At 62.5% G+C, this 15,612-nt stretch carries 11 protein-coding genes, 1 pseudogene and 1 riboswitch; of the genes and pseudogenes, 10 read left to right on the forward strand and 2 right to left on the reverse strand.

The window, feature by feature from the left end; translation table 11 throughout:
• Positions 1 to 60: 60 nt before the first annotated feature.
• Positions 61 to 945, forward strand: a complete 885-nt coding sequence (gene pucL / locus B9Y51_RS03345; RefSeq protein ID WP_085528762.1) for a factor-independent urate hydroxylase — start codon at positions 61 to 63, stop codon at positions 943 to 945.
• Positions 946 to 1,042: 97 nt separating this feature from the next.
• Here pucL and mgtE read toward each other — a convergent pair whose 3' ends face one another.
• Together mgtE and B9Y51_RS03355 are read right to left on the reverse strand one after the other, a co-directional pair.
• On the reverse strand, positions 1,043 to 2,296 hold the full coding sequence (mgtE, locus tag B9Y51_RS03350) for a magnesium transporter (protein ID WP_085528763.1): 1,254 nt from the start codon (positions 2,294 to 2,296) through the stop codon (positions 1,043 to 1,045).
• 61 nt (positions 2,297 to 2,357) lie between these two features.
• Positions 2,358 to 2,526: riboswitch (M-box (ykoK) riboswitch) on the reverse strand.
• A 172-nt stretch (positions 2,527 to 2,698) separates the two neighbouring features.
• The gene (locus B9Y51_RS03355; RefSeq protein ID WP_085528764.1) at positions 2,699 to 3,460 is read right to left on the reverse strand and encodes an IclR family transcriptional regulator; all 762 of its coding nucleotides are present in this window, start codon (positions 3,458 to 3,460) and stop codon (positions 2,699 to 2,701) included.
• A gap of 261 nt (positions 3,461 to 3,721) precedes the next feature.
• Between B9Y51_RS03355 and B9Y51_RS03360 the strand changes: the two genes are divergently transcribed.
• The 9 genes and pseudogenes from B9Y51_RS03360 (at position 3,722) to allB (ending at position 15,608) form a co-directional block, all read left to right on the forward strand.
• Positions 3,722 to 5,116 (forward strand): NAD-dependent malic enzyme, encoded by a 1,395-nt coding sequence (locus tag B9Y51_RS03360; protein ID WP_085528765.1) that lies wholly within the window; start codon positions 3,722 to 3,724, stop codon positions 5,114 to 5,116.
• A gap of 53 nt (positions 5,117 to 5,169) precedes the next feature.
• Complete coding sequence (gene aceB / locus B9Y51_RS03365; RefSeq protein ID WP_085528766.1) at positions 5,170 to 6,777, forward strand: malate synthase A; 1,608 nt, start codon at positions 5,170 to 5,172, stop codon at positions 6,775 to 6,777.
• Positions 6,774 to 8,162: a DUF6986 family protein gene (locus B9Y51_RS03370; RefSeq protein ID WP_085528767.1), complete on the forward strand. Its 1,389-nt coding sequence runs from the start codon at positions 6,774 to 6,776 to the stop codon at positions 8,160 to 8,162. The genes aceB and B9Y51_RS03370 overlap by 4 nt, the downstream gene beginning before the upstream one ends.
• A complete protein-coding gene (locus tag B9Y51_RS03375) occupies positions 8,159 to 9,001 on the forward strand; it encodes a bifunctional allantoicase/(S)-ureidoglycine aminohydrolase (RefSeq protein WP_085528768.1) in 843 nt (280 codons plus the stop codon). Before B9Y51_RS03370 ends, B9Y51_RS03375 begins: the two co-directional genes overlap by 4 nt.
• A gap of 262 nt (positions 9,002 to 9,263) precedes the next feature.
• On the forward strand, positions 9,264 to 10,049 hold the full coding sequence (locus tag B9Y51_RS03380) for a hydroxypyruvate isomerase family protein (protein WP_048681752.1): 786 nt from the start codon (positions 9,264 to 9,266) through the stop codon (positions 10,047 to 10,049).
• Positions 10,050 to 10,134: 85 nt separating this feature from the next.
• A complete protein-coding gene (locus tag B9Y51_RS03385) occupies positions 10,135 to 11,019 on the forward strand; it encodes a 2-hydroxy-3-oxopropionate reductase (protein ID WP_085528769.1) in 885 nt (294 codons plus the stop codon).
• Between the two features lie 41 nt (positions 11,020 to 11,060).
• Positions 11,061 to 12,836 carry a glyoxylate carboligase gene (gcl, locus tag B9Y51_RS03390; protein WP_085528770.1) on the forward strand — a complete coding sequence of 592 codons (1,776 nt, stop codon included), beginning with the start codon at positions 11,061 to 11,063 and terminating at the stop codon, positions 12,834 to 12,836.
• Between the two features lie 51 nt (positions 12,837 to 12,887).
• Positions 12,888 to 14,033 (forward strand): annotated as a pseudogene (locus B9Y51_RS03395) (glycerate kinase); the annotation flags it as partial.
• A gap of 252 nt (positions 14,034 to 14,285) precedes the next feature.
• Positions 14,286 to 15,608, forward strand: a complete 1,323-nt coding sequence (gene allB, locus B9Y51_RS03400; protein WP_245826056.1) for an allantoinase AllB — start codon at positions 14,286 to 14,288, stop codon at positions 15,606 to 15,608.
• Positions 15,609 to 15,612: the final 4 nt, after the last annotated feature.

Genomic DNA, 15,612 nt, shown 5'->3' on the forward strand with positions numbered 1-15,612 from the left:
GTCGACGATTGCCGATCCACCTCAAGAAACGAAAATGCTTTCGATCAGGAGTACAGCATCATGACCAACGTGATCCTTGGAATAAACCAGTACGGCAAGGCGGAGAACCATGTGGTTCGCGTTAACCGTGACAGCGATCGCCACACCCTGAGGGACGTCGTCGTCTCCTCGCAATTGCGGGGCGATTTTCAGGCCGTCCACACCGAGGGAGATAACGGCCACTGCGTCGCCACGGATACTCAGAAAAATACGGTGTTTGCACTGGCCCAAAAGCACGACGTCGCCTCGCCGGAAGAGTTTCTGCTGACCCTTTCCGACCACTTCACGTCCAGCTTTGACTGGGTGACGGGCGGCCGATGGGCGGCCGAAGAGCATCTCTGGAATCGGATCAACGACCACGACCACTCGTTCGTTCAAAATAAGGATGAAGTGCGGACTGCGGTCGTCGTGACGGATAGGTCGAAACGCACCGTCATTTCGGGCTTCCGCGACCTGACAGTTCTCAAAACCACCGAATCGGGATTCGTGGGCTATCCGAAAGATCCTTACACCACCCTCCCCGAGACCGAGGACCGCGTGCTCTCCACGGATATCGCGACCCGTTGGCGGTACAACACGGACGACGTGGATTACGACGCCGTCTACGAAGACGTGAAAAAGATTATTCTGGCCAAATTCACCGACCACTATTCCCGGGCATTGCAGGAGACCCTGTATTTGATGGGCAAGGCCGTAATCGAGGCTCACCCGGAAATCGACGACATCAGATTCTCGTGCCCCAATAAACACCATTTCGTGTACAACCTGGGATTCTGCAATCTGGAAAATAACAACGAAACGCACTACGCGGCCGATCGGCCCTACGGGTTGATTGAGGCAACCATCGAGCGTGAAGGCGCCGAAAGGGCTGACGAGGTGTGGGCCGGCATCGCCGGGTTCTGCTAAACCACTTCCGCGCTGCGAAGGCCCCGCCGAACGAGAGGTTCGGCGGGGCCTTCATAGGTGCGCTTTCAGCCAAGGTTTCCCCGGATCTGCTCACCCTTTAGAACATCAACAGGCGCGCGATCTCGAAATAGATGATCAATCCGGTGCCGTCCACAAAGGTGGAGATAAACGGCGAGGAAACCACCGCGGGATCCATGCGCAACTTCTTGATGAGCAACGGCAGAATCGCTGAAACGAGGCTGCTCCACAAAACGATCGCCACGAGGGTCACCGCCACGACCAATGCGACCTGGAAACCGACCCCCAAGATCGTTGCGCGGATGATGCCGGCCACGCTCATGCAGAGGCCAATGAGCAATCCCGTGGCCATTTCTTTCCGAATAATCTTCGCAACATCACCCAGGCGCACGCCGTCCACGGCGATGGCGCGGATCAACGTCGACGTGATCTGTGTGCCGGTATTTCCACCGGTACCAATCAGCAATGGAATGAAGAACGACAAGGCGATGACCGAGCTGAGCTCATCCTCAAAAGTGCTCAGCACGGTGCTGGTGTACGACTCCGCCACGAAGAGCACGAGAATCCACCCGATGCGCTTCTTCCACAGGTGCCACGGCGATGACGACAAATACGGGGTCTCGAGGGGGCTGGACCCACCCTGCCTTTCGGCGTCTTCGGTGGATTCCTGACGAATAATTTCGGCGGCGTCGTCGTGACGGATCACCCCGATCATGGCGCCCTCATGGACCACGGGGACGGGATCGTAGCCATTAGCCTCGATCTCGACAATCACGGATTCTTGGTCTTCCAACGGCGAGATGATGCGCTCGTTGCGAGTACACAAGGAACCCAGAGACACGCTATCCGAGGATGTGTACACCACGTCCTCCGGAACGGTCCCTCGGAACTGCCCGTCGTCGCACACGTAAATGGTGTGGTCACGTGCCCATGAAGGGCTGGCGGTCAATTCATCCCAATCGATGTCGCCAATGAGGCGATCGCTGGGCAGCGAATAGTAGACCACGGACATCCGCGAACCGATCGAGTCATCCGGCCAAGACAATAGCGTGGTGAGTTGTTGACGCTGCGATTCCGGAATTTCTTTCAGGATGTCGTCGTCGTGTTCATCCATGCGCAAGAGTCGGGCCCCGACGGCCACGTCGATGGTCTGAATAATGCCAGTCTGACGCTGGCGAGGCTCTCCAGAGAACAGCCGAAAGGCCTGATCAATGGGCAGTCGTTCTAAATATTTGGCGGCCGACGACGGCGTCATCCCCACCAGGGACAGTGAAACTTTGTGAGCAACCCGAGGGGTCGTGGTCTTCTTCAGGACAGGAGTATTCATCATCATGGGAAACCTCACTGAGAGTAGGCAGGATCCCACGTAGCCAACGCAAAACGATGTACATGGGAACGCGCTTCCATGTAAAAGTTTTGACTCTCAGTAGCGTATCCACGAACGGGAAGTCACCTGGGAACACACCTTAATCCGATGTGCTCTGTCCTAATCTTGGGCGTCTCTCGACGTCGTGAGATCAGTGACCTCTGTCTACTAAGGAGCCTCACCTAACGAAGCGCCTTTTGAAGAGTACGCCTAGTCATCACAGATTTACATCAATATTTGAAGTAATGCGTGAAGTATCACATCAGGGGGTCACCGAGAACGATTGGCGTTCCACCGAACACCCGCAGAAACGAACCATTCCACGCGGGCCCTGCGCGCCGCCACGGTCGTGCGGCACCCGTGAGCCCCTTAGGATCCGGACGTGAATTGAGCCGAAAGTTCCGCCACGGCTTCTCGCAGCTGAGGCACCGCACGCTCGCCAAAGTTCCAGTCAACGCGCGAGACGGGGCCTGACACCGAAATTGCCGTCGGCGTCGGGGCATTGGGTACGGCCATCGAGAAACACCGAACGCCGATCTCCTGCTCTTCGTCGTCGATCGCATAGCCGCGTTCGCGGACGGTTGCCAGATCAGCCAAGAGATCGTCCATCGACCCGATGCTTTTGCGCGTGGGCGTCGGCATCCCCATCGAGGAAACGATCGAGATCACCTGAGATTCGGGGAGGGTTGCCAAGATGGCCTTCCCGACGCCGGTGTCGTGCGTGTGCGCACGACGCCCCACCTCGGTAAACATCCTCATCGAATGCGTGGATTGCGCCTGCCCCACGTAGACCACCATGTGTCCATCCAGCATGGCCATATTGGCGGACTCGCCCAATCGGTCCGCCAGGTTCTTCAACACGGGCTGGGCGAATGCACCCATTTGGAGACTCGCGGTATAACCCAGCCGAATCAGGCCGGGGCCCAGCGCATAGCTTCGGCTCGGTAGCTGACGCACGTACCCCAAGTACACCAGAGTTCGCAGCAACCTATGGATGGTCGGCAACGGCAACTCTGCCTTGGTGGCCAGCTCGCTCAGCGACGACTCCCCACCCGAACTGGTGATGATATTCAGCAGATCGAAGACTCGCTCGACCGACTGCACACCTCCGGAGCTCTTGCCTTCTGTCATCGGTGTCCCCTCCTCGTGGTGATCGCACACCGTCATGGTTCGCTCGGCGGAATCCCTTGTGGACCCCAGCGCAAGCATCGGTGGCGATGAGCCGACCCATGCCCGAAGGGTTAATAAGTCGGCAACACCGAGAATCATATTTCACCGAAGCCTTGTCATGGTGGACACACTACCCTTACGATTCCAGTAATGGAATTCTTTTTCCACAATACGGATACCGCGCGGATCAGAGATCCTCGCCAAGGGAAGGAAACACACGCAATGGCAGCCCCTAGCCCCGGATACTCCATGGTCCTCCGCATCGAAGCGCCGGCCTCCTTCACCTCCACGAGCGAGATCACCACCGCAGCGTCCGCCGCAGGCGCCCAGGTCACGGCCCTCGACATCGTCGAATCTCACCCGGACTCCGTGATCCTCGACATCAGCTGCAATGTGTCGAACGGTGACCATCGCGACGAAGTCCGAGACGCGATCAACGCGCTCGACAACGTCACGGTCCGCCACATTTCCGACCGCACGTTCCTGATCCATTTGGGCGGAAAGATCGAGGTGACTCCCCGCGTGTCGCTTCGCAACCGCGACGATCTCTCCCGCGCCTACACCCCTGGCGTGGCGCGCGTCTGCAAGGCCATCCACGACAAACCCGAAGATGCTCGACGGCTCACGATTAAGCGCAATACCGTCGCCGTGGTCACCGACGGAACCGCGGTGCTCGGCCTAGGCGATATCGGCCCCGCCGCAGCACTTCCCGTGATGGAGGGCAAAGCCGCGCTCTTCAAAGCCTTCGCCGAGGTCGACGCCTGGCCCGTGTGCCTCGACACCAAAGACACCGAAGAGATCATCAGCATCGTCAAAGCGATGGCTCCCGTGTACGGCGGCGTGAACCTCGAAGACATCGCAGCCCCGCGCTGTTTCGAGATCGAGGCCCGACTCCGGGAAGAGCTGGACATCCCCGTTTTCCACGACGATCAGCACGGCACCGCGATCGTGACCCTCGCGGCTCTCTACAACGCTCTGCGTGAGGTCGGCAAGAAGGTAGAAGACGTCAAGGTGGTCGTCTCGGGCGTGGGTGCAGCCGGACACGCCATCATCCAACTCTTGCTGGCTAACGGCGTCGCGAACGTGATCGCGTGCTCCCGCAACGGTGCCATTCACTCGGGCGAGACTTACTCCGACCCGCACCGCCAATGGCTGGCCGAGAACACGAATAAGAATGCCTTCAGCGGTTCCCTTCGGGAGGCCGTCGCGGGAGCCGACGTGTTCATCGGCGTCTCCGCACCTAACCTGTTGACCGGCGACGACATTGCAACCATGGCCGACGACGCCATCGTCTTCGCGATGGCCAATCCGGACCCCGAAGTCGACCCCGCTGAAGCCGCCCGGCATGCCGCCGTCGTCGCGACCGGACGCAGCGACTTCCCGAATCAGATCAACAATGTCTTGGCTTTCCCGGGCCTTTTCCGCGGCCTGCTCGACGCCGGGGCCAAGGACATCACCCAAGACATGCTCGTGGCTGCGGCCCAGGACATCGCGGACTGCGTGGCCGACCACGAACGAAATCCCAATTTCATCGTGCCGAGCGTCTTTGACCCCAATGTGGCATCCGCCGTCGCCGAGGCCGTCGAAAGCACCGCGCGACGAAATGCCGAAGGCTGAGTCCACACCACACTCCCGAGAACCTCATCTCTACGACCGTCGAGGAGACATCGATGACCATCACGCACAACACACCGGAAACGTTGGCTTCCGCACCGGAGATTCTGACCGACGAAGCCCTCGCGTTCCTTGAAGTTCTCCACGAGAAGTTTGGAGGCCGTCGCGAAGAACTCCTCGCTGCTCGAGTGACCGCACGCGAGAAGGTCATGTCCGAAAAGACCATGGACTTCCTTCCCGAAACCCAGGAAATTCGCGACGGTGACTGGACCGTAGCGCCGACCCCTGAGGCCCTTCAGGACCGCCGGGTCGAAATGACTGGACCAGCCAGCCCGGCCAAGATGGCCATCAATGCGCTGAATTCCGGAGCCAAGGTCTGGCTCGCGGACCTCGAAGACGCCGCCAGCCCGAGTTGGCATAACCAGCTGGAATCGATCGCCAACTTGCGCGATGCCGCTCGCGGAACTTTGAGTTTCACCTCCCCCGAGGGCAAGGAATACCGGTTGCGTGAGGATCAGCCGCGCCCCGTCGTCGTGATGCGCCCCCGCGGCTGGCACTTGCCCGAGGCCAATATCACCGTCAACGGCGAATCCGGATCAGGATCTCTCACGGACTTCGGCCTGCACTTTTTCCACACCGCGCGCCTGCTGCTCGAGAACGGGCACGGCCCCTATTACTACTTGCCCAAGATGGAGTCGTATTTGGAGGCCCGCCTCTGGAACGACGTCTTCACCTTCTCCGAGCAGTACCTCGGTATCGAGCACGGAACGATCCGGGCGACCGTCCTCATTGAAACGATCCCCGCCGCGTTCCAAATGGACGAGATCCTCTATGAGCTGCGCGAACACGCTTCCGGCCTCAACGCCGGACGCTGGGACTACCTGTTCTCCATCATCAAATATTTCCGCGACGCCGGAGAGCAGTACATCCTGGCCGACCGCTCCTCGGTGACGATGACCGCACCTCTCATGCGGGCTTACACCGAGCTCCTCGTGCAAACCTGCCACAAGCGCAACGCCTTCGCGATGGGCGGCATGGCGGCATTCATCCCCTCCCGCAAGGACGAACAGGTCAATAAGGCCGCCTTTGAAAAGGTCCGTAACGACAAATCCCGCGAGGCCAACGATGGATTCGATGGTTCCTGGGTCGCCCACCCGGACCTGGTTCCGGTGTGCCGTGAAGTCTTCGACGGCGTCCTGGGCGATCGCCCCAACCAGGTGGACCGCCAGCGCCCCGACGTCGACGTCACCGCCGAACAGCTCCTCGACGTTCCCTCGGCGGGTGATCAACGAACCGAGGCCGAACTCGCCGACAACCTCTACGTCGCGATCAAGTACATCGCCGTGTGGCTCTCCGGCAACGGCGCCGTCGCGATTCACAACCTCATGGAGGATGCCGCTACCGCCGAAATTTCCCGTTCGCAGGTGTGGCAACAGATCAAGAACGGCATCGTCTACACGGACACCGGGAATACCGCGACCCGAGAGTTGGTCTCGAAGACCTTGGACGAGCAGCTCGCCGCGTTGAAGGAAGAAATCGATCCGGAGAATTACGACACATGGTTCGTTCCGGCCGGTCGCCTCATCTCGGACATGGTGCTGAGCGACGACTACCCGGAGTTCCTCACCCTGCCGGCCTACGCCCAAATGGAAGGCACGCAGTGAGCCGCGTCGAAGCAGGCGCGGATGCCACGGATTCGGGACGGAGCCTTCCGCCCGAATTCGCGGACCGCGCCGATGACGCCCTCGCGGCCACCGACGCCGACCTCATCCTGAACTATCCGGGAGATTCCGGCGCCCGGCAGCCCGTGCATACCTGTTACATCCCAGCCGATCTCGTCACCGAGAACACGCCGGCCGAATGGGGGCGCGCCGCGCTCGAGGCTTCGGAACAGGCCGGTGGCTTGGAACACCTCGCGGCTCTGGCGGAGATTCCCCCGGAGGTTCGGGACGGGGTCGTCACCCGCGTCACCGAGAAACTCGGTCAGGAGCCCATAGAGGACCTGCGCGTGGATCTCGAGGATGGATTCGGGGACCGGTCCGACCAGGAGGAGGACGCCGCCGCGGTCCAAGCGGCCCACACGGTTGCGGCCTTCGCGATCAACCGACATCGGGGGACGGCACCGGCTCCCGCCTTCTCGGGCATCCGGTTCAAATGCTTCGAGGCCCCCACCCGCCGTCGAGGACTCCGTACCCTCGATCTCTTCGTGACTACCTTGGTGCGCGAAGGTGGCCTGGCTGAGGCGGGCGTCGGCACGGATGGGTTGCCGGACGGTTTGATTCTGACGCTGCCCAAGGTTTCCACCGTGGAGCAGGTACGCGTGATGGTTCAGGCGTGCCAGGCACTTGAGGAAGCACTCGCACTACCGGCCGGACGCCTACGCTTCGAAATTCAGATGGAAACACCACTCATGGTGGTGGATGCCGATGGTGCAACCCCCATCCCCGCCATGATCCGAGCCGCCGAGGGGAGGGTAACGTCGCTGCACTACGGCACCTACGACTACTCGGCGTCTTTAGGAATCGCCGCCGAGTTCCAATCCCTGGAGCATCCCGCCGCGGACCACGCGAAATCCGTCATGCAGGTGGCCGTCGCCGGTACGGGGGTTCACCTGTCGGACGGCTCTTCCAACCAGCTTCCCGTGGGCGACTCCGAACAGCGGCGAGCCAGTTGGGCCCTCCATTCCCGCTTGGTGCGACGCTCACTCGAGCGCGGTTTCTACCAGGGCTGGGACCTCCATGCCCATCAGCTACCCACCCGGTACCTGGCGACCTACAGTTTCTATCGAAACTCCTTCGTCGACGCCGCCCGCCGGTTGGTGGCCTACGCCGGACGGTCGGTCCCCGGAATCGAAGCCGCCGACGTCGCCGACGAACCAGCAACGGCCAGGGCGCTGGCAGGTTTCCTGTTGCGCGCCCATCTCTGCGGGGCGATCACCGAATCCGAGATCCGCGCGGTGGGGCTCGAACCAGAGACCATCCGCGGGATCGCCCTCCCGGCGACGACGCCTCACCCTAGCCCGGCCGCTTCAACAGGAGAGTCACGATGACAGACCGCACCTACTGGGCCACTCACGGTGGCCACCCACCGCAGACCGACATGTTGACCGACCGGGCGATGTTCCGCGAAGCGTACGCCGTGATTCCTCGGGGCACGCAACGGGACATCGTGGCCTCCGTCTTGCCCTTCTGGGCGTCCACCCGCCTGTGGGTCCTCGCCCGGCCGATGACGGGGTTCGCGGAAACCTTCTCGGAGTACATGGTCGAGGTGTCCCCCGGCGGCGGCTCGGACCGGCCCGAAGAAGACCCGAGCGCCGAATCCGTCCTGTTTCTCCTCGAAGGGCAGCTGAGCCTGACCCTGGGCGACGACGCCCACGAGCTCGAGCCCGGAGGCTACGCTTTCATCGCTCCCGGTGAGCCATGGACACTCCACCAGCGAGGCGAAGAACCGGCGCGATTCTTGTGGATCCGCAAGAGGTACCAAAAGGTCGAGGGGCTGGAGACGCCGTCGTCGTTCGTCACGAGCGACGATGCCGTGGAGCCGACCCCCATGCCGGGAACGGAAGGACGATGGGCCACCTCCCGATTCATGGACCCCACAGACCTGCGCCACGACATGCACGTGACCATCGTGACCTTTCAGCCGGGTGGAATCATCCCCTTTGCCGAAACCCACGTGATGGAGCACGGCCTCTACGTCTTGGAGGGTCAAGCCGTCTACCGGCTGAACGAGGACTGGGTGGAGGTCCAAGAAGGCGACTTCCTGTGGCTGAGGGCGTTCTGCCCCCAAGCCTGCTACGCCGGGGGCCCGAAGCCCTTCCGGTACCTGCTCTATAAGGACGTCAATCGCCACGCACCCTTGAGCCTCGGGGGCCACGCCACCCCCTAAATCCCGTTTCACCGCGAGATCCCGCCTGAAACCACCACCGCACGCCGCCCCGGTCAGCCCGAGATGCTGACCGGGGCGGCGTCGTGCATGGCGCAGCACCGAAGAGTGGGATCCACTCACGAGCACGACGCATGGCTCCTACAAACTTGTCGAAGTGTATTGACCCACATCACAAGCTCACATATGGTTTTTTCATACAACAAAAATATCTTTCCGTAATACGAAATAGAGGGTTCAGGGAACCCATTCAAGGAGGGCCACCGTGAGCTACACCGTCAACGCCTCGATTCTGCTGACCGACCTGCCCATCAACGACCGCCCCCAGGCAGTGGCCGACGCCGGATTCACCCGCGCTGAGTTCTGGTGGCCATTCCCCACCCCCACGCCGTCCCAAGCCGAGGTGGACGCATTCGTCACCGCCCTGAGGGACGCCGGCATCCAGCTGACCGGCCTGAACTTCTACGCCGGAGACATGCCCGGCGGTGAGCGCGGCGTCCTCTCGCAGCCAACCCGGGCCGAAGAATTCCGCGCCAATATCGATGCCGTCGTGGCCATCGGTCGCGCGACCGGCTGCCGAGCCTTCAACGCGCTGTACGGCAATCGGGTCGACGGCGACAACCCGGCCCAACAAGACCGCGTGGGCGTCGACAACCTGCGTCGGGCCGCGGACGCCGTGGCAGAGATCGACGGCGTGGTGTTGTTGGAGCCCGTCTCAGGAACCCCGGCCTATCCGCTCAAGACCGCAGCCGACGCCCTGTCGATCATCGAGAAAGTCGGCAAACCCAACGTCAAACTCTTGGCGGACTTTTATCACCTGGCCGCCAATGGCGACGACGTCGCCCAGGTCATCGAGGACCATGCGGCCGACTTCGGCCACATTCAGATTGCCGATCACCCCGGACGAAACGAACCCGGCACGGGCGACCTCCCGCTGGAGCGGTGGATCGACCGGTCCCGCGAGCTCGGCTACGAGGGCGTCATCGGGCTCGAATACAAGGCCTCCCACGAGGATCCATTCGCCTGGTTGCCACGGGAACGTCGAGCCTAAAAGAGATCACCGCCGGGATCCACGGAACACCGGCATAAAACACCGCACATACCGAACCTTCATCACGATTCTGAGGAGTAACAGCATGAGCACCGTTGCAGTCATCGGATTGGGAATCATGGGACTGCCCATGGCCAAAAATCTCGTCACGGCCGGCCACGACGTCGTCGGCTACAACCGTTCACCCGAGAAGGCCCAGGCTTTGGCGCAGGAGGGCGGCAAGGCCGCGGAGTCGGTGGCCGAGGCCGTTCGAGATGCGGACGTCATCATCACGATGCTTCCGGATTCTCCGGATGTGAAGGGCATCGTCGAGGGTGAGGACGGCGTCTTTGCCCACGCTTCCGCCGACGCGTTGTGGATCGATGCCTCGACCATTCGTCCCGACGTCGCCGGAGAACTCGCGGAGGCCGCACGGGAAGCGGGCCTCCGCCCCCTCGACGCCCCGGTTTCTGGCGGCGAGCAGGGCGCAATCGACGGCGCGCTCTCGATCATGGTCGGTGGCACGGCCGAAGACTTTGAGGCCGCTCAAGAGGTGTTCAACGCGGTCGGTGCAACGATCGTGCACGTGGGGCCCTCCGGATCGGGGCAGACGGTCAAGGCCGCCAATCAGCTGATCGTGGCGGGGAATATCCAGTTGCTCGCGGAGGCCGTGGTGTTCCTCGAGGCGTATGGCGTCGACACCGACTCCGCGCTCAAGGTGCTGGGCGGCGGGTTGGCAGGATCAAAGGTCCTGGATCAGAAGGGCCAGAAGATGCTGGACCGCAACTTCGACCCCGGCTTCCGCTTGGCGCTGCACAACAAGGACATGGGGATCGTGACGGCCGCGGCCCGCGAAGCCGGCGTGACCATTCCCCTCGGAGGCCTGGTGGCCCAATTCGTTTCCGCGATGGTGGCCCGGGGCGACGGTGGTCTGGACCATTCCGGTCTGTTCACTCTGGCCCAAGAACTTTCGGGCAGGGACAACCAGTAGACCCGGTCAGCGGGTTCCTCACCAGACGTCAGGAGTAGATCATGAGCAAGATGCGTACGGTGGACGCCATTGTGGCGATCCTCGAGAAGGAAAACGCGACCGAGGCTTTCGGCCTTCCCGGCGCCGCGATCAATCCCCTCTATTCGGCCATGCGCGCCCACGGAGGCATTCGGCACACCCTCGCCCGCCACGTGGAAGGCGCGGTTCACATGGCCGAAGGGTTCACCCGGGCCGCGCCGGGAAATATCGGCATCTGCGTGGGGACCTCCGGCCCGGCAGGAACCGACATGGTCACCGGCCTGTATTCGGCCTCTGCGGACTCGATCCCGATCCTCTGCATCACCGGTCAGGCCCCCGTGGCTAAGCTGCACAAAGAGGACTTCCAAGCGGTCGACATCGCCTCGATCGCCGAACCGGTGACCAAAATGGCCATGACCGTGCTGGAGCCCGGCCAGATTCCGGGAGCCTTCCAGAAGGCCTTTTACCTGATGCGTTCCGGCCGGCCCGGGCCCGTCCTGCTGGACCTTCCAGTGGACGTGCAACAAGCAGAGATCGAGTTCGACATCGATCTCTACGAGCCTCTCGAGCCATCGCGCCCAAAGGCCAGCCGCGCCCAAGCCGAAAAGGCCCTGGACATGCTGTTCGCTTCGGAGCACCCGGTCATCATCGCGGGCGGCGGGATCATTAACGCCAACGCCTCGGAACAGCTCGTGGAGCTCGCCGAAACTCTGAACGTCCCCGTGATTCCCACGCTGATGGGTTGGGGAACCATACCGGATGATCATCCCCTGATGGCTGGCATGGTGGGCATTCAGATCTCGCATCGTTATGCCAACGCGACGTTCAAGGAATCGGATTTTGTGCTCGGTATTGGCAACCGGTGGGCGAACCGTCATACGGGTTCCATCGATCAATACACGAAGGGGCGCACGTTCGTGCACGTGGATATCGATCCGACCCAAATCGGGCGAGTCTTCTCCCCGGACCTCGGCATCGCCTCGGACGCCGGAGCCGCTCTGGACGTGCTCCTGGAGGTGGCCCGTGAACGCGCCGACAAATTCTCCGTTCCCGACTACGGCGTGTGGGCCAAGGAATGCGCGCAGCGCAAGGCCAGCATGCAACGCAAGACGCATTTCACTCAGACGCCGATCAAACCGCAGCGCGTGTACGAAGAGATGAATGCCGCCTTTGGGAAGGACGTCACGTACGTGTCGACGATTGGTCTGTCGCAGATCGCCGGTGGCCAATTCATGCATGTTTACGGCCCCCGCCGGTGGATCAATGCAGGTCAGGCCGGGCCTCTCGGGTGGACCTGCCCCGCTGCTCTCGGTGTGGTCCGGGCGCAGCCGGGGAAAACCGTCGTCGCGCTCTCCGGGGACTACGACTTCCAATTCATGGTCGAAGAGCTCGCCGTGGGAGCGCAGTTCAACTTGCCGTACGTCCATGTGGTGGTCAACAACTCCTATCTCGGTCTCATCCGCCAAGCCCAGCGCGGTTTCACGATGGAACAGAACGTTTCATTGGCCTTCGAGAACATCAACTCCCCCGAGACGCAGGGTTACGGAGTGGACCACCTCAAGGTCGCGGAGGGTTTGGGATGTCGCGCAATCCGCGTGACGGATCCAGAAAAGCTCGGCGACGCCTTTGCGGAGGCGACGACACTCGCCCAAGAGCTCCAGGTTCCCGTGGTCGTCGAGGTCATCTTGGAGAAGATCACCAACATCGCTATGGGCACCGAGCTGGACAATGTGACAGAGTTCGAGGACTTGGCAGAATCCGGCGCGGATGCGCCCACGGCCGTTTCGGTCATGGACTGACTCGACCGGATAGTATTCACCCCTGTCGGCCGAGGGAGCGGGTCACACCGCATGCCCTACGGCCGACCCAGATTTCAGGAGGCGTCCGTGCGCATCGTGGTGGCACCCGACAAATTCAAGGGATCGGTCACGGCCCGTGAAGCAGCCGAAGAGCTGGCCCACGGGATGAGCGGCGTCTGCCCCGAAGCGGATCTCACAATTCTCCCGGTGGCAGACGGCGGCGAAGGAACCCTTGAGGCAGCCCTCGAAGCCGGATTCGAGCGTAGGGACCTCTCGGTGACCGGCCCGGTCGGCGAGCCCGTCGCCGCGGCGTGGGCACAGCGCGGCGACGAGGCCGTCGTCGAGATGTCGCTGGCTTCGGGAATTGCCGTGTTGCCACAGAACGACGACGGCGACCCCATCCTCGCTGCACGGGAAGCCACGAGTCGCGGAACCGGAGAACTCATCGCCGCCGCGCTGGATGCCGGGTGCACGTCGGTCGTGGTGGCGGTGGGCGGTAGCGCGTGCACGGACGGTGGGGCGGGCATGCTCGCGGGCCTGGGAGCCCGGCTCCTCGATGAATCCGGCGAGCCCCTTCCCGACGGTGGCGCGGCCCTCAGCGATCTGGACCGGGTGGACCTCGCCTCTCTGCATCCGCGCATTGGCGAGGCAGACTTTGTTTTGGCCGCCGACGTCGATCACCCACTGCTCGGTGACAACGGTGCGGCGGCGGTTTTCGGTCCACAAAAAGGAGCCTCGCAGAACGACGTCGCCGACCTCGACTCCGCCTTAGCAACGTTCCGCGACAAGCTCGCCGAGGCTCTCGGCGATTCGGCGCACGACGCCGCGAAAGCACCCGGAGCTGGCGCCGCCGGTGGCGTGGGATTTGCCGCCCTGACCGTTCTCGCGGCCACACGCCGGCCGGGCATCGACGTCGTCTTGGACCTCGTGGCTCTGGACGACGCCGTGACTGGAGCCGACCTCCTGATCACGGGCGAAGGAAGCCTCGACGAACAGAGTCTGGGCGGGAAAACGCCGATGGGCGTCCTCGCCGTGGGCCAGGCACACGGCGTGCCCGTGATTGCCGTCTGCGGTCGCACCACGCTGGACGATCAGACCTTACGCAAGACCGGTTTTGAGGCCACCTACGCCCTCGCAGACCTCGCTCCCGACTCCCGGACCTCGATGCGCGAGGCTCCGAGATTGCTTCGGACCATTGGCGGCGCGATCGGGCAAAAGTACTGCGGCGCTGTCGACTATCCCCCCGCCCGCGGCGAGGCAAAATCCCGGGCGGAACGGCTCGCGTTAGTTGAACGAGCCGAACAGATCGCCGTGGCCAATCGCGCCAATGACCCGGAACGCATCCGTGAATTAATCCGTGACTACTCCGCCGAGCGGGGAATATCCCCCACCGACGAGGGCGACGACGTCCCGACCTGTTCCGGCGAACCTCGACGAGACCGCTACGACTTGGTGGTCCGAGGCCGACAAGTCTCGTGCGGTGACCATTTTGCGGCGCGAGAGGTCGCGGTGCGCGACGGCAAGATCGTGGCCATCGAGCCGCTCGGTGCGCGGCTGGAAGCGGACCGCGTCGTCGAGCTGGCGGAGGACGAAACCCTCATCCCGGGCCTTGTGGATACCCACGTACACGTCAACGAACCGGGCCGCACGGAGTGGGAAGGCTTCGAGAGCGCCACACGAGCTGCGGCCGCCGGAGGGGTCACCACGATCGTCGACATGCCGCTGAACTCGGTTCCGGCAACCGTCAATGAACCTGCGCTGACCTACAAAAGACTTTTCGCGCGTGACCACGTATTCGTGGACGTGGGGTTCTGGGGTGGAGCGGTCCCTGGGAACGTGGATGACCTTCGCCCGCTCCATGACGACGGCGTCTTCGGGTTCAAATGTTTCCTCCTCCACTCGGGCGTGGACGAATTTCCTCACCTCGAGGCGGACGAAATGGAAGAGGCGATGGTCAAGACCAAGACCTTCGACTCACTGATGATCGTCCACGCCGAAGATTCGCGCACGATCGACAAAGCGCCAAGCCCGACCGGGGATGTGTACGACCGATTTCTCCAGTCACGACCGCGCGGTGCCGAGAACATCGCCATTGCCGAGGTCATCGAGCGGACCCGCTGGACCGGCGCTCGCTCCCATATCCTGCACGTCTCGTCCTCAGACTCCCTGCCCATGATCGCCACGGCCAAGCGCGACGGACTCGACATCACGGTGGAAACCTGCCCTCATTACCTCACGCTCCTGTCCGAAGAAATCCCCAATGGGGCCACGGCCTTCAAATGTTGCCCACCGGTCCGGGAGGTCGACAACCGAGAGAAGCTCTGGGAGGGGCTGATGAACGGCACCATCGACTTCATCGTCTCCGACCACTCCCCCTCGACCCTCGCGCTCAAGGATCTCGGTAACGGCGACTTCGGGGTCGCGTGGGGTGGGGTCTCGTCGCTTCAGCTGGGTCTTTCCCTCATCTGGACCGAGGCTCGACGCCGTGGCATCCCACTCGCGAAGGTCCTCGATTGGATGGCCCGGCGTCCCGCCGAGCGCGTTGGCCTGCGCTCCAAAGGGCGGCTGTCCTTAGGATACGACGCCGACTTTTCCGTTTTCGCCGCCAACGAGGGGTTCGTGGTGGACGCCGCCAACCTCCATCACAAGAACCCCATCACGCCTTATCAAGGCAAGGTGCTCTCGGGGAAGGTTCGGAAGACCTTCGTCGGCGGGCAGCTCGTAGATTATCAACGCCCCACGGGCAGACTTCTCCGCCGGGGCACCGCCTGAACCC

The sequence above is a fragment of the Kocuria massiliensis genome, assembly GCF_900169715.1.
Lineage (GTDB): Bacteria > Actinomycetota > Actinomycetes > Actinomycetales > Micrococcaceae > Rothia > Rothia massiliensis.